Below are 14,364 nucleotides of genomic sequence, written 5' to 3' on the forward strand. Positions count from 1 at the left end.
CCATGGACCGCAGCTTTGTTGCAAGAAACCCGTCGGTGCTGGTCTTTCTGGCCCTGCTGTCGCTGTTCACCCTCGTCGTCACCGTCCTGTCCGAGGGCTTCGGCATCGGCGTGATCTCGACCAGTTTCGTCAAGACGCTGGGCAAGACCCTGTGCCTGTGCCTGATCGCGGTGGCGATGGATCTGGTCTGGGGCTTTACCGGCATCCTGTCGCTGGGCCATTTCGCCTTTTTCGGGCTGGGCGGCTACATGATCGGCATGTGGCTGATGTACGAGCGCACCCGCCTGATCGTGGTCGACGCAATGTCCCAGGCCGAGATCCCGCCCACCCCATCCGAGGTGGTCGATGCAATCGGCAGCCAGATCTTTGGCGTGGTCGGATCATCCGAGTTTCCCTTGGTCTGGGCCTTTGCCGACAGTCTCGCGCTGCAACTGGTGCTGGTGGTGCTGGTGCCCGGATTGTTGGCGCTGGTCTTTGGCTGGCTGGCCTTTCGCAGCCGCGTGACCGGCGTGTACCTGTCCATCCTGACCCAGGCGATGACGCTGGCACTGGCGCTTTACCTGTTCCAGAACGACAGCGGTCTGCGCGGCAATAACGGCCTGTCCGGCCTGCAAAACCTGCCGGGTGTCACCGCCGCGCAGGATATCGTGTCGATCTGGTTCCTCTGGGCCTCGGCGCTGGCGCTGGGTCTGGGATACCTGCTGGCCGCCTGGATCGTGTCGGGCAAGTTTGGCTCGGTGATCCGCGGCATCCGCGACAACGAGGCACGGGTTCGCTTTCTGGGCTACTCGGTCGAGGTCTACAAGCTGGCGGTGTTCACCCTGACCGCCTGTCTCGCGGCCATCGCGGGCGCGCTCTATTATCCGCAGGCGGGCATCATCAACCCCGAGGAGATGGCGCCCATCGCCTCGATCTATCTGGCCGTCTGGGTGGCGATCGGCGGGCGCGGGCGTCTTTATGGCGCGGTGATCGGGGCGGCCTTTGTCAGCCTGCTCAGCACCTGGTTCACCGGCGGCCAGGCCCCGGATATCCCGCTGGGTTTCTACACGATCAAATGGGTCGACTGGTGGCAGGTGCTGCTGGGCGGTTCCTTTGTGCTGGTCACCCTGTTCGCGCCGCAGGGGATCGGAGGGCTTTTCGACCTCTGGTCGAACCGGCGGCACCCGGATCGCCATGGCGCCAATCTGGGCCCCGACGCCGGTTCCCTGCGCGAAAAGGAGGCAACGCAATGAGCACCCTGCTGGAAGTGAGCGGCGTCTCGGTCTCGTTCGACGGATTTCGCGCGATCAACAACCTGTCGTTCCGCATCGGCAACGCCGAACTGCGCGCCGTGATCGGGCCGAACGGCGCGGGAAAGACCACATTCATGGATATCATCACCGGCAAGACGCGCCCCGACGAGGGCCGCGTGATCTGGGGCGAGAAATCCGTGTCGCTGCTGCGCCTGAGCGAGGCCGCGATCGCGCAGATGGGCATCGGGCGCAAGTTCCAGAAACCCACCGTGTTCGAAGACCAGACCGTGCAAGAGAACCTGTTGATGGCGCTGAAGAACACGCGCGGCTGGCTGGGCGTGCTCTTCTATCGCCCGACGGCAACCGATCTGCAAAAGGTCGATGATCTGGCGACCGAAATCGGCCTGTGGCAAGAGCTGACGCGCAAGTCCGGCGAATTGAGCCATGGTCAGAAGCAATGGCTGGAAATCGGCATGCTGCTGGCGCAGGAACCGCGCCTGTTGCTGGTGGACGAACCCGCCGCCGGGATGTCCCCACAAGAACGCGAACACACCACCGACCTGCTGGTACAGGCTGCCAGGACCCGCGCCGTTGTGGTTGTCGAGCATGACATGGAATTTGTCCGGCGCCTGAACTGCAAGGTAACCGTGCTGCACGAGGGGTCGGTTCTGGCCGAAGGCAGCCTTGACCACGTGACCTCCAATCAGGACGTCATCGACGTTTACCTGGGACGCTAGACCATGCTGAAACTGACCGATCTGACCTTGCATTACGGGCATTCGCAAATCCTCAACGGTATCTCGATGGAGGCCAGGCAGGGCGAGGTGACATGTGTGATGGGCACCAATGGCGTCGGCAAGACCAGCCTGATGAAGGCGATCTCGGGCACGCATCCGCGCTCGGGCGGCACGCTGGAACTGGATGGCGAGCAAGTCGGCATCTTGCCTGCACACGGGATGGCCTGGAAAGGCGTCGCCTATGTGCCGCAGGGGCGCGAGATCTTTCCGCTGCTGACGGTGCGCGAAAACCTGGAAACCGGCTTTGCCTGTCTGCCCAAGGATGCGCATGTCATCCCCGACGAGATCTTTGACCTGTTCCCGGTGCTCAAGCAGATGCAGAACCGGCGCGGCGGCGATCTTTCAGGGGGCCAGCAGCAGCAACTGGCCATTGCCCGCGCGCTGATCACCAGACCACGTCTGTTGCTTCTGGACGAACCCACCGAAGGCATCCAGCCCAATATCATCCAGCAGATCGGAGAGGTCATCCGGCATCTCAAAGCCTCGGGTGACATGGCCATCGTGCTGGTCGAGCAGTATTTCGATTTCGCCTATGAACTTGCCGACCGGATATTGGTGCTGCGGCGCGGAGAAGTCATCACCCGCGGCAGCAAGGCGGACCTGTCGCGAGAGGCGGTCTTGGCCGGGCTCTCTGTCTGAGCGCAAGACCGCCCCCGAGAACCGCCCCGCTTGCGCTGTTCGCGGCGGCGGTTCCCTGCTGCACTTGCTGCGGCCGTCAGAGGAAAGGCAGCTCGCAAAGGGTTCCTTCGACCGCGCCCGACCCACGTTGCACCAGCACCCGGTCACCGGGTTTTGCCGTGACCGAAACCAGGGCAAAACCGATGTTCTTCTTCATCCGGTAGGACCAGACGCAGGTGGTCAGGTCGCCGATCTTCTGCCCGTTCCTCTCGATGTCGCTCCAGGTGAATTCGGCCTTGGCCGGTTCGGGATCGTCCAGAACCACACCCAGTTGGTGCCGTTTCGGCCCCTCGGCCGCGATGCGCCGCAACGCAGTGATCCCGATGGTGTCGTCGGGTACATGCAGATCGACATATTTGCCCATCCGCACCTCGAACGGGTTGGTGTGCCCGTCCGAGTCGCCGCCATAGGAGACGAGGCCGCTTTCGACCCGTTCGCACCAGTTCGGGTTCCCCGGCCCGATGCCGTACGGCTGACCCGCTTCCTTGACGATATTCCAGAGCGCGCTGCCCTTGGAGCCATCCATCAGGTAGATTTCGAAACCGCCCTGTTTCGACCAGCCGGACCGGGCCACCGCGACCGGAATGCCGTCTATCTCGGTCTCGCGGAACCAGAAATACTTCAGATCCCGCACCCAATCGCCAAAGATCGAGGCGACCACGGTTTCCGCCTTGGGTCCCTGCACCGCAAGCGGCGACACGTCCGGCTCGCTCACCTCGACATCCAGACCGCGCTCGCGCGCAATCGCCTCGGCCCAGAACCAGATGTTGCTGTCGGCAATCGAGAGCCAATAGCGTTCCTCGTCCAGCTTCAGCAGGATCGGGTCGTTGATCAACACGCCATGGTGATTGCACAATGGCACATATTTGCCCTGCCCGACCTTGCATTTCGTCAGATCCCTGGGCGCCAGTATCTGCGCCAGCCGCCCTGCATCCGGCCCTTTCAGCTGGACCTGGCGTTCCACCGCCACATCCCACATCGAAACGCCGTTGATGATGCGCCAGTACTCTTCTTCGGGATGACCGTAAGAGGTCGGCATCAGCATCTGGTTATAGGTCGTCATGGCGCAGACACCGTCGGCCAGCGTGGCCTCATAAAAGGGCGACGTCCGCAGGCGGGTCGAGGGCGAGATGGAGAACATGATTGCACCGGTTGTTCGGGTGGACGCAAGAAAACGGCCGCCAGTCCGGGTCGACCGGCGGCCAGGGGTCAGTCTGCTGGTGTCACTGACGGGGAGTGATCCGGATCAGGCGAGCCAGACGTTGCGCAAGGTCTGGCCAAATCCACCCATCGCACCGACCGAATGCGGCGTATAGCCCATGACGTTTTTCGCCGTTGCCTCAAGCTGGTTCTGGAACACAGGGTTCACGAACCCGCCGTCGTCATTCATCATGTGCAGCATGTCGCAATACATCTGCGCCCGCTTGGCCTCATCCAGTTCGGCACGCGCGGCAAGGATCATGGCGTCGAACGCATCCGAACCCCACATGGTTTCGTTCCAGCTGCCGCCTTTCATGTGCGCGATGGTCAGAAAGGCGTCCACGGTGGGCCGCGCCTGCCAGCCCGACATGGTCATCGGCTTCTGCATCCAGATGTTCGACCAATACCCGTCCGAAGGGGTCTTGATGACCTTGATATCGGCAGCGCCCTTCGCGGATTGCTGGAAGGTCAGCGCGATGTCATTGGCCGTGCTGCCGGCGGTCTCCGAGGTATAGAGTTCGACAGCGTTGACCCCGGCCTTGTCGAAATGGAACTTCGCCTTGTCGAGGTCGTATTCGGCGGGCTTCACGTCCTTGCACCAGTACTTGTAGGTTGGTCCGATCGGCGTGTCGGCCGAAATCGTGCCGATGCCCTTGAACACCTGGTTCAGGATCAGTTCGCGATCCAGCGCATGCTTGATCCCCTTGCGGAAATCCGCGTTGTCCGTCGGCGCCCGGTCAACCATCATGACAATGTTGGTGAAGCCACCCGTGGGCGTGTTGTAGAGCGTGATCGCATCATTGCCGCTCAGTTGTTCGACCGCAAAGGCGGGCACATCGCGGATGGCGTCCACGTCACCGGCCAGCAATGTGCTGAGCGTCGCATTGGCGTCCGGAACCGGGATGAAGTCGATCCCGTCGAGATAGGGTTTGCCTTCTTCGTAATAGTTTTCAAACCGCTCAAGGACCACACGCTCGCCGGGGATGAACTCCATCACCTTGAACGGGCCTGAACCGATGGCCATTGCGAAATCGGTATGGCCTGCCGGATGAATGGCAAGGTGATAGTCCGACATGATCACCGGCAGGTCGGCATTGCCCGAGGACAGGGTGATCTTGACGGTCGAGGCATCCGGCGCCTCGATTGCCGTAACGGTGGAAAGCAGTGCCTTGGCCGGAGATTCCGAACCTTCGGCGATGTGCCGCGACAGGCTTTCGACCACATCCGCCGCCGTCACCGACTGACCGTTGTGGAAGGTCAGCCCGCCGCGCAGCTTGAAACTCCACTCGGTCGCCTGTGCATTCACGCTCCACTCCTCGGCCGCGTCGCCCTCGACCTCCAGTGTCGGAGCGAACCGGGTAAGGCGCTGATACACGCAGTTCGAGTAAATGCCGTCATCGGTGTCGACCATGCGCACCGGCTCGAGCGTGTTGTCCGTGTTGCCCTGCGCGATCCGCAGCCAGCCGCCGCGCTTGGGTTCTTCGGCATGTGCCGGGCCAGCCATCGTGAGGATACCGCTTGCCGCAGGCATCAGCAGACCAAAGGCGCCTGCGCGTTTGAAAAAGCCGCGGCGGCTGAGCGCGCCGGCCTTGTATTGCCGTACCAGGCTGTCGATGTCGGACATGTCGTTACCTCCCAGATGACCGATGACGGGCAGTCCCCGCTATGCCGCAAAGAGTGCGGGGCGCGCGTGCGTGGCACAAACAACCGATTTCATGACTTTGCCATAACTGTGGTTATGCATTGCATCCGCTCCTTCAGCGAGACAGGAACGAAGCGCCCGTCATACCTTCGGGAACAGAGACCCCCATCCTCGTCAGGATCGAAGGAGCAAGCGCCAGCTGGTCCAACAGGACATCTTCGGATGGCAGGGCGCTGCTGCCGAAATAGTACAATGCCACATCCTGCTGATCTTCTCCGGCGCCACCGTGATGGCCAAGATCGTCCTGCCCGTGATCGGCGGTGACAATGACGTCATACCCCAGTTCGCGCCAGCGGGTCACATAGGGCGCCAGGGCCGCATCCAGATAATAACAGGCATCGCTCATTTCCTTTCGTCCATGACCAAAGCGATGCCCCATGCTGTCGAGCGTCGACGTGTGCAGCAATCCGTAATCCAGGTCTTTCGCCTCGCAAAGATAGGTCAGGGTGGCAAAGAGATCGGCATCCGAAGGGCTCATCTGGTTTGCATCGGTCGCATCCGCCATCGTGTGAAACCGACCGTGATGTATCGGGCCAACTGCGCTGTCGCTCTCGATGTCACGCACCGGGTCAAAGGGCATCCGGTGAAACAGCTCGCTCCACCAGCTCAGCGCCACGGCACCGGTTTTTCGCCCGGCGCCCGCCAGTTCCGAGAACACGTCCGGCACCTCCAGTCGCCGCCTGTGCTTGTTGCCGACGACACCATGGCGATGCGGCGGCAAGCCGGTGTGCATCGAGGCATAGCAGGCCGAAGACGTCGATGGCAGCACCGAACGCATGCGCCTTACGCGGGCCTCTCCCGATGCGACCAGTCCTTCGAGATTGCCGAACAACCGACGGAAGTTCCTGTAGGGAACACCGTCCAGAACGATGAGCAAGAGTTTGGCGGGCATGGTCGATGTCCTTTGCAGTTCCACTCCGTTTTGCTGCCTTGCAAACCGCCCCGACAAACAACAAAAAAACGGTCATTGCCCAAAAAGTCGAAAACGCATGCCGTTGCCATAACCAAAACGACCCCATTCGGGTTGCTATGGTTGTTTGTCCGAACCCGGGCTTGGGCCGAATATACCGGCAGCCTTGAAGGGAGGAACAAGGTGCACCGGATCATTCTGACCCGTCTGGCGCAGGGTGTGCTCACCCTGCTGCTGGCATCCATTATCATTTTCGGCGCCACCGAGATTCTTCCCGGTGACGTGGCCGAAGCCATTTTGGGCCAAAGCCGAACCGAAGAGGCGCTCGCGACCCTGCGTGAGGAGATGGGCCTCAACCGCCCCGCGATCGTGCGCTATTTCGACTGGCTGGGCGGCATGGTCCAGGGGGACCTGGGCACCTCGCTGGCGACCAAGCGGCCGGTGGCCGACATGATCGAAAGCCGGATGTGGAACACGCTCCGCCTGGCCCTGCTTGCGGCTGCAATCTCTGTGCCGTTGTCGCTGGCGCTGGGCCTCTGGTCTGCGATGCGCGCCGGTGGGCGGGTCGACAAGACCCTGGCCATGACCACGCTCGCGCTGATCGCGGTGCCCGAGTTCTTTATCGGCCTGATCCTGATGAAGGTCTTTGCGGTCGAGTTGAAATGGCTGTCTGCCTCGGCCAACACGCGGCCCTATTTCGACTTCTGGCAGAATGCCCGCGCGCTTGCCCTGCCCGTCGCCACACTCAGCTTTGCGGTGCTGGCACACATGATGCGGATGACGCGCTCTTCGGTGATCAACATCTTCACATCTCCCTATATGGAGATGGCCGCGCTCAAGGGCTTGCCGAAACGCCGCCTTGTGGTGCTGCACGCCCTGCCCAATGCGCTGTCCCCGATCCTGACCGTGATCGCCCTGAACCTGAGCTACATGGTCTCGGGCGTGATCATCGTTGAAACCGTGTTTGGCGTGCCGGGTCTGACCCGCCTGCTGGTCGATGGCGTCACGCTGCGGGACATCCCGCTGATCCAGGCCTGCGCCATGATCTTCGGCGCCGTCTATATCCTGTTGAATCTGCTGGCCGATGTCCTGTCCATCATGGCCAATCCGCGCCTGAGGTATCCGAAATGAGCGACGCAACCGAATTCGCCAAGCCGCGTGCTTCGGTCTTTGCCGGCCTGCGCCTGACCCGGACCGCGATTTTCGCGGGTGGCATCCTGCTGTTCTGGTTGGTCCTCGCCCTGTTCGGGCCGTGGATCGCCCCCCATGGAGAGGCCGATATCATCTCGACCAAGACATTCGCTCCGATCGGCGAAGGCGGGTGGCTCGGCACCGACAAGCTGGGGCGCGACGTGTTTTCGCGGCTGATCTACGGCGTCCGCACAACGCTGTTGCTGGCGCTGGTGACAACGGTAATCTCCTTTACCTTTGGCGTCACGCTGGGCTTTGCCGCTGCCATCCTCAAGGGCTGGTTCGATATCGTGGTCAGTCGCATCGTCGAGGCCTTCATGGCTTTTCCCTCGACCCTGCTGGCGCTGGTGGTGATCGGCGCCTTCGGCACCTCGATCACGGTTCTGGTCCTGACGGTCGGGTTGGTGCTGTCGACCAGCGTCTTCAGGGTGTCGCGCGCATTGGGCTATGACATCGGCGTCATGGATTTTGTCGAGGCCGCGCGCGCCCGAGGCGAAGGCACCTGGTGGATCCTGACCCGCGAGATCCTGCCAAACTCGATGGCGCCACTGATCGCGGAATTCGGCTTGCGCTTCACCTTTTCGATCCTGTTCCTGTCGGGTCTCTCCTTTCTGGGTCTGGGCGTTCAGGAGCCTGCCGCCGACTGGGGGCTGATGGTGCAGGAAAACGTGGGGGGGCTGTTCCTCGGCTCTTCTGCCGCGCTGATCCCTGCCGCCTGTATCGCCTCTCTGACCGTATCCATGAACCTGCTTGTCGACTGGTTCCAGCAGCGTCAGCAGGGTGAAACCGTTCTGGAGAAGATCGACCAATGAGCGACATCCTGACCATCAAGAACCTGCGTGTCGAGGGTCGCCCACCAGGGGGAACCTATGTGCCCATCGTGAAGGGCGTGTCGCTCAACGTGGCCAAGGGCGAGGTGCTGGCCCTGATCGGCGAGAGCGGGTCGGGCAAGTCCACGATCTCGCTGGCCTCGATGGGCTTTGCCCGCCCCGGCTGCCGCATCTCGGGCGGCGAGATCTGGCTCAATGGGCGCGACATCATGAAACTGTCTCCGCATGACCGCCACGCGCTGCGCGGGAACGAGGTCTCGTATGTGGCGCAATCGGCGGCGGCCAGTTTCAACCCCGCCCTACGGATCGGCAAACAGGTGATCGAGGCACCGCTCTGGCATGGCGCGGGCGATGCCGCGACCCTGACCGCCACCGCCGTCGATCTTTATCGCAAGCTGGACCTGCCCAATCCCGACACCGTGGGCAACAAGTTCCCGCATCAGGTCTCGGGCGGTCAGTTGCAGCGGCTGATGGCGGCGATGGCCATGTCCTGCGGGCCGGATTTGCTGATCCTGGACGAACCCACAACGGCGCTGGACGTGACCACCCAGATCGAGGTGCTGAAGGCGTTCAAGGACATCATTCGTGATCAGGGCACGGCGGCGATCTACGTGACCCACGACCTTGCGGTCGTGGCGCAGGTGGCGGATCGCATTCTTGTGCTGAAGAACGGTGAAATGGTCGAGGAAGGACCAACCGCCCAGATCCTGCATGACCCGCAGCACGAATATACCCGCACGCTGATGGCGGCGGTTCGGCCCGCACCGCATCTGGTCGACCATGTTGACGCCAGTGCGGCGCAAGCGCCGGTGATCTCGGCCCGCAACATCACCGCGGGCTATGGCGCGCTGACCATCCTGTCCGATGTCTCGGTTGACGTCCCCGCCGCATCGGTCGTCGGGGTGATCGGCGAAAGCGGCTGTGGGAAAAGCACGCTGGCGCGGGTCGTCGCCGGCCTGACACCGCTGCGAAAGGGCGAAATCAAGCTCGATGGGAAGGTTGCCGCTCCAAGCGTGAAGGATCGCCCCCGCGATACGCTCAAGGATTGCCAGATCGTGTTTCAGATGGCCGACACGGCGCTGAACCCGCGCCAGCGGATCGGAGACATCCTGGGCCGCCCGCTGGAGTTCTATCAGGGGCTCAAGGGGCGCGCGCGCGCGGACAAGGTGGGTGACCTGCTGGAACTCGTCGACCTTCCGCGCAACTTTGCCTCGCGCTTTCCCGGTGAACTGTCGGGGGGCCAGAAACAGCGGATCAACCTGGCGCGCGCGCTGGCCGCCGACCCAAAGGTGATCCTGTGCGACGAGGTCACCTCGGCGCTGGATACCGTGGTCGCGGCGGGGGTCATCGAGCTTTTGAAATCGCTCAAGGAGAAACTGGGCGTCGCCTACATGTTCATCAGCCACGACCTGTCGACCGTTGCGTCATTCGCCGACGAGGTGGTGGTTCTCTATGCCGGCCGGGTGGTCGAGAAAGGGCCATCCGCTGCGGTCTTCGGCCCGCCCTTTCACCCCTATACAAAACTGCTGCTCTCCTCGGTCCCCGAGATGCGGCAAGGCTGGCTGGAGGGCGTGGCCGATACCGGCGAGGCCAAGGCCGCAAGCGCCGGCAGTGTCGTAATCGGAGCGAAGGGCTGCCCCTTTTCCAACCGTTGCACTCATGTGATATCTGGGACCTGCGACACCGTTGCACCGCCGCTCAAAGTGTTGTCCGATGGGTTGGAAATCGCCTGCCATCTGCCGACGGGCGAGTTGCCTGATCGAGGTCTTTGAAACATGCCCCCGAAACCACGCCGGTTTCCTGACTACCAAACCGCGCTAAAGGTGGCCTTTGACGAGGAGATCGCCGGCCGAGCCTATTTTCTGATGCTGGCAAGAAAGTATCCCGAGCAGCGTCAGGCGTTGCAATTGATCGCACGAATAGAGGCCGTCACGGCCAGCATCCTGCGGCCCCCAGTCACACGTGCTGAAATCACGCCGGGCGATCCCGAGTTCCTGAACAGCAAGGGTCAAGCCGAGGCGGCGGTCGAACAAAGGCCGTGGCTCGAGTTCGTCTGGTCTATGGCCAATGATTACCCCGCCTACATCCAGGAGATGACCGATCTGCTGCATATTGCGCCATCCGCAGATCGAGCCGCCCTCGAAGCCTTGGTCGCGCATGAGCAGGCGATTGTCGATTTCGCCCTTGCCGAAACAAGGGGGGATAGCAAAAGCATGCAGCCCCTGATCGATTTCCTGAGGCGCCACGGCGAGGATCAAACAAGCGCCTGATAACTCAAAACCCTCAGCTGTCGGCGCAATGTGTAAGCGCTGGAGGGGATCAGTTGCGTCATCAGGATCACGGTCATCTCTTCGACCGGGTCCACCCAGAACGCGGTCGAGGCCATGCCGCCCCATGCGAATTCGCCGGGTGAGCCGACGATCCTGGCACGGACCGGGTCCAGCATCACCGACACGCCCAGGCCGAAGCCGATCCCTTCAAAGGTCGTTTCGCTGAAATGCGCCTGCCCCCGGCTGGCCAGATCGCCGCCCATCTGGTTCGACACCATCAGGTCGAACGTCTTGCGCCCCAGTAGCCTGCCGCCGTCATAGGCGCCGCGCTGCAACAGCATGGTCGCGAAACGCTGGTAATCGGCCATAGTCGAGACCAGCCCGCCACCACCGCTTTCCAGCGTGACCGGCGCATGGCAGCGATCCTGACTGGCAGAGGGTACATATCCCCCGCCGGCATGATCATAAAGCGTCGCCAATCGTCCTGCCTTGTCCTCGGGCACCGAAAAGCCGGTATCGGTCATGCCAAGCGGATCGAAGATCCGTGACTTGAGAAAACCGCCCAGCGTCTGGCCGCTGATCACCTCGATCAAGTGCCCCAGAACATCGGTCGACAACCCATAGAACCACCGCGCTCCGGGGTGAAAGGCCAACGGAAAAGCCGCCAGCGCCTCGACCGCCTCGGCCATGGTGGCAAAACCGCGGTCAAAATCGAGGCCCGCCGCCGACAGCGCCTGTTCCAATGCGTTTCCATGCGGGTCGCCATAGACGATCCCTGCCTGATGGGTCAGCAGGTCGTGAATGGTGATCTGACGGCGCGCGGGTTCGGTCTCGGTCAGGGCATGCCCCTCGCCTGTCCAGACCTGCGGATCGGCAAAGGCGGGCAGGAAGTCGGCGACTGGCTGATTAAGCTGGAACGCCCCTTCCTCGTACAGCATCAACAGCGCAAGCGAGGTCACCGGCTTGGTCATCGAATAGATGCGCCAGATCGTATCCGGCGCCACCGCCCGCCCGGTCGCCGCGTCGGCAAGGCCGGCCCGTTCGGAAAAGACGACCTGCCCCCGCCGCGCGATCTGCACCGCCAGACCGCTCAGGCGCCCGTCACGCACATGCCCCTCCATCCAGCGCGAAATGCGTCTCAGGCGGTTGGGGTCGACACCATCGATATGGTCCTGCGGCAAGGCCGGTCCTCCTTGATCCTTCGCCACAACTTTGCGGCAGATCATTCCTCGCTTTCAAGCGATGGATAATCGCCCTATAACACTATCAGAGTTATGCATGAGTTGGTCATGAGCACCCGGCGACTTCCCCATCTGACATGGTTGCGTGCCTTCGAAGCATCCGCCCGGCATCTGAGTTTCACCCATGCCGCGCAGGAACTGAACCTGACCCAGGCCGCGATCAGCAAACAGGTCAAGCTGCTGGAGCATTACCTGCGTGAACCCCTGTTTGAGCGCAAACCCCGGAGCCTGGTGCTGACCAAGGTCGGCGCCGCCTATCTGCCAAAGGTCCGCGACGGGTTCGAACGTCTGGCGGCGGGCACCGAAGAGGTATTTGGCCTCAGGCGGTCCGAGGTTCTGACCGTCCGCGCGCCAGTGGGCTATTCGGTCAACTGGATCGCACCCCGGCTTCAGGGCTTTTTCGACCGTCACCCGGAGAGCGAGGTGCGGCTGGTGTCCAGCGTCTGGGGCGACCAGTTCGACAACGAGCGGTTCGACCTCGACATTCAGTACGGCACCGGCAGGTGGCCGGGCTACACGGCCGAACGGCTGACATGGGAGGTGATCAAGCCGGTATGCGCCCCCGCGTTGCTGAACGGGGAACGGGCGCTTCGGCAGCCCGAAGACCTTGTCCATCACCGCCTGTTGCATGTTCTGGGATACGAGGAAGGCTGGGCCGACTGGCTACGCTATGCCCAGACGACCGGGGTGAACTCGGGCCAGGGTCTGCAATTCGATACCTCGCTTCTGGCCTTTGAATTCGCGGCGCGCGAGGGCGGGGTAGCGTTGGCGCGATCCTCGATGCTGGGCATCGAAATAGAACGCGGGCGCCTGGTCACCCCCTTCGAGATCGAGGCCCCCCTGCAAGAGGCGTTCTATCTGATCTCGCCCGAGACAGGCCGCGACCATCCGGATGCGCGCAAGTTCAGCGACTGGCTTGTCGAGACTGCGGCGAACGACCCCGAGAACCGGAGGATCCGGACAACCTATCGCACTTGAGGCGTGGCGCTCTATCGGGCTCAGTCGAGTACCACGATGCCGGAGTGTTTCTGCTTGTGCTCGGGTTCGACATGGATGGTGATCTTGGCGCCCTCCACGGCCACTTTCAGCGCCGCTTCGACGCGGTCGCAAATCTCATGCGCGTCAAACACCGTGGTCTCGCCCGGGACCACAAGGTGAAAGTCGATAAAGGTGGCCTGCCCCGCGTGCCGCGTTCTGAGATCATGCGCCTCGACCGCGCCGCCCGCCTCCCTCGAGATGATGTCGCGCACCTTAGCCAGCGTATCCTCTGACACCGCTTCGTCCATCAACCCGCTGAGCGACTGGCGCACCAGGTGAAAGCCGGACCAGAGGATATTGACCGCGACCAAGGCCGCCATCAGCGGATCAAGCAGCCACCAGCCGGTGACGATGGCCAGCAATATCCCCAGCGCCACCCCGGCCGAGGTGATCACATCGGTAAAGAGATGCTTGCCATCCGCCACCAGCGCCGGAGAGCGGGCGGCGCGACCACGCCGCACCAGAACCCAGGCCCAGATCGCATTGATCACCGTGGCAGCGCCGTTGACCAGCAGCCCCTCGATCGGCAGGTCCATCGCCCGGGGGGCCAGAAACCCCGTATAGGCCTCGCGCAGGATGAGCAGCGCGGCGACGATGATCATGACCCCCTCAAGCACGGCGCTGAAGAACTCGGCCTTGTGGTGCCCGTAGGGGTGAGACGCATCCGCCGGTCGTGCTGCGATACGGATGGCAATGAGCGCTGCGATGGCCGTTGCCACGTTGACGGTGCTTTCAAGCGCATCCGCAAGCAGCGCGACAGAACCCGTGAGCCACCAAGCAAGCGTTTTGATGCCCAGAACAAGGGCACCGACGAAGATGCTGGCAATGGCGATCCGGATGGTCGCGGACATCGATTCCCTCCAATGCGGCAGGTGGACTGAGTAGCCCCGTCAGCGGCAACGGGCAAGCGATGCCTCGCTCCGCGACCAACTCGGTCTTGCAACGAGGGCAGAGCCTCGGCTGGACGACGTTCTCCGTGGCCCTGCCCCCCTGCGTTGCGCCGCGACAGGATCACCGAAATGACAAAGGCGATGGCCGTGATGGCACTGAGCGTTTCCCAAAAGGAGGCCAGCAGCGAGATCGACAGCGCGATGACCCCGCTTTTGAAGAAACTCGGCAGCCATCCACCGATCTGAGCCAGCCGCGCCTCGGGGCAGTTCATACCGGTACCCGATTCGGGCATGGATTCGGCCAAAGGCTGGAACAGCCATGGGGGTGACCGGGGCTTGTGGGCATTTGCAAGTCGCGCCTTTGGCAACAGTGGCGGTACCGGGC

At 62.6% G+C, this 14,364-nt stretch carries 13 protein-coding genes; 8 read left to right on the forward strand and 5 right to left on the reverse strand.

Going from position 1 to position 14,364, the window contains the following annotated elements; translation table 11 throughout:
• The first annotated feature begins 2 nt into the window (after positions 1-2).
• Genes urtC through urtE form a run of 3 tightly spaced genes read left to right on the forward strand, consistent with a single transcriptional unit; the run spans position 3 to position 2,668 of the window.
• A complete protein-coding gene (gene urtC, locus MB818_RS13045) occupies positions 3-1,232 on the forward strand; it encodes an urea ABC transporter permease subunit UrtC (protein ID WP_234137652.1) in 1,230 nt (409 codons plus the stop codon).
• A complete protein-coding gene (urtD, locus tag MB818_RS13050; protein ID WP_234137651.1) occupies positions 1,229-1,969 on the forward strand; it encodes an urea ABC transporter ATP-binding protein UrtD in 741 nt (246 codons plus the stop codon). Before urtC ends, urtD begins: the two co-directional genes overlap by 4 nt.
• Before the next feature lie 3 nt (positions 1,970-1,972).
• Positions 1,973-2,668: an urea ABC transporter ATP-binding subunit UrtE gene (urtE, locus tag MB818_RS13055; protein WP_234217036.1), complete on the forward strand. Its 696-nt coding sequence runs from the start codon at positions 1,973-1,975 to the stop codon at positions 2,666-2,668.
• A gap of 76 nt (positions 2,669-2,744) precedes the next feature.
• On the opposite strand, the gene MB818_RS13060 is transcribed toward urtE, so the two are convergent.
• The 3 genes from MB818_RS13060 to MB818_RS13070 all read right to left on the reverse strand — a co-directional run bounded on the left by MB818_RS13060 (position 2,745) and on the right by MB818_RS13070 (position 6,501).
• Positions 2,745-3,848: a glycine cleavage T C-terminal barrel domain-containing protein gene (locus MB818_RS13060; protein WP_234237712.1), complete on the reverse strand. Its 1,104-nt coding sequence runs from the start codon at positions 3,846-3,848 to the stop codon at positions 2,745-2,747.
• A 105-nt stretch (positions 3,849-3,953) separates the two neighbouring features.
• Positions 3,954-5,531 carry an ABC transporter substrate-binding protein gene (locus MB818_RS13065; protein ID WP_234137648.1) on the reverse strand — a complete coding sequence of 526 codons (1,578 nt, stop codon included), beginning with the start codon at positions 5,529-5,531 and terminating at the stop codon, positions 3,954-3,956.
• A 133-nt stretch (positions 5,532-5,664) separates the two neighbouring features.
• Positions 5,665-6,501 carry an alkaline phosphatase family protein gene (locus MB818_RS13070; RefSeq protein WP_238905355.1) on the reverse strand — a complete coding sequence of 279 codons (837 nt, stop codon included), beginning with the start codon at positions 6,499-6,501 and terminating at the stop codon, positions 5,665-5,667.
• 201 nt (positions 6,502-6,702) lie between these two features.
• Between MB818_RS13070 and MB818_RS13075 the strand changes: the two genes are divergently transcribed.
• From MB818_RS13075 to MB818_RS13090, 4 genes are read left to right on the forward strand one after another with little or no spacing between them, the layout of a single operon-like run.
• Positions 6,703-7,650 (forward strand): ABC transporter permease, encoded by a 948-nt coding sequence (locus MB818_RS13075; RefSeq protein ID WP_234143313.1) that lies wholly within the window; start codon positions 6,703-6,705, stop codon positions 7,648-7,650.
• Entirely contained in the window at positions 7,647-8,522 is an 876-nt protein-coding gene (locus MB818_RS13080; RefSeq protein ID WP_234137645.1) for an ABC transporter permease, read from the forward strand. The genes MB818_RS13075 and MB818_RS13080 overlap by 4 nt, the downstream gene beginning before the upstream one ends.
• A complete protein-coding gene (locus MB818_RS13085) occupies positions 8,519-10,312 on the forward strand; it encodes an ABC transporter ATP-binding protein (protein WP_238905357.1) in 1,794 nt (597 codons plus the stop codon). Before MB818_RS13080 ends, MB818_RS13085 begins: the two co-directional genes overlap by 4 nt.
• Positions 10,313-10,363: 51 nt before the next feature.
• A complete protein-coding gene (locus MB818_RS13090) occupies positions 10,364-10,810 on the forward strand; it encodes a hypothetical protein (protein ID WP_234217039.1) in 447 nt (148 codons plus the stop codon).
• On the opposite strand, the gene MB818_RS13095 is transcribed toward MB818_RS13090, so the two are convergent.
• On the reverse strand, positions 10,795-11,991 hold the full coding sequence (locus tag MB818_RS13095) for a serine hydrolase domain-containing protein (RefSeq protein WP_238905359.1): 1,197 nt from the start codon (positions 11,989-11,991) through the stop codon (positions 10,795-10,797). The two genes, MB818_RS13090 and MB818_RS13095, sit on opposite strands and share 16 nt — an antisense overlap.
• A gap of 108 nt (positions 11,992-12,099) precedes the next feature.
• Between MB818_RS13095 and gcvA the strand changes: the two genes are divergently transcribed.
• Positions 12,100-13,029, forward strand: a complete 930-nt coding sequence (gene gcvA / locus MB818_RS13100; protein ID WP_238905361.1) for a transcriptional regulator GcvA — start codon at positions 12,100-12,102, stop codon at positions 13,027-13,029.
• A 20-nt stretch (positions 13,030-13,049) separates the two neighbouring features.
• Here gcvA and MB818_RS13105 read toward each other — a convergent pair whose 3' ends face one another.
• On the reverse strand, positions 13,050-13,940 hold the full coding sequence (locus MB818_RS13105; protein ID WP_238905363.1) for a cation diffusion facilitator family transporter: 891 nt from the start codon (positions 13,938-13,940) through the stop codon (positions 13,050-13,052).
• Between the last annotated feature and the right edge of the window lie 424 nt (positions 13,941-14,364).

The sequence above is a fragment of the Ruegeria alba genome, assembly GCF_022321465.1.
GTDB lineage: Bacteria > Pseudomonadota > Alphaproteobacteria > Rhodobacterales > Rhodobacteraceae > Ruegeria_B > Ruegeria_B alba.

Coding starts and splice junctions, on each gene's coding strand:
- MB818_RS13085 (WP_238905357.1), top strand. CDS start 8,519: ATGAGCGACATCCTGACCATCAAGAACCTGCGTGTCGAGGGTCGCCCA.
- urtE (WP_234217036.1), top strand. CDS start 1,973: ATGCTGAAACTGACCGATCTGACCTTGCATTACGGGCATTCGCAAATC.
- MB818_RS13070 (WP_238905355.1), bottom strand. CDS start 6,501: ATGCCCGCCAAACTCTTGCTCATCGTTCTGGACGGTGTTCCCTACAGG.
- MB818_RS13080 (WP_234137645.1), top strand. CDS start 7,647: ATGAGCGACGCAACCGAATTCGCCAAGCCGCGTGCTTCGGTCTTTGCC.
- urtC (WP_234137652.1), top strand. CDS start 3: ATGGACCGCAGCTTTGTTGCAAGAAACCCGTCGGTGCTGGTCTTTCTG.
- MB818_RS13105 (WP_238905363.1), bottom strand. CDS start 13,940: ATGTCCGCGACCATCCGGATCGCCATTGCCAGCATCTTCGTCGGTGCC.
- MB818_RS13065 (WP_234137648.1), bottom strand. CDS start 5,531: ATGTCCGACATCGACAGCCTGGTACGGCAATACAAGGCCGGCGCGCTC.
- MB818_RS13060 (WP_234237712.1), bottom strand. CDS start 3,848: ATGTTCTCCATCTCGCCCTCGACCCGCCTGCGGACGTCGCCCTTTTAT.
- urtD (WP_234137651.1), top strand. CDS start 1,229: ATGAGCACCCTGCTGGAAGTGAGCGGCGTCTCGGTCTCGTTCGACGGA.
- gcvA (WP_238905361.1), top strand. CDS start 12,100: ATGAGCACCCGGCGACTTCCCCATCTGACATGGTTGCGTGCCTTCGAA.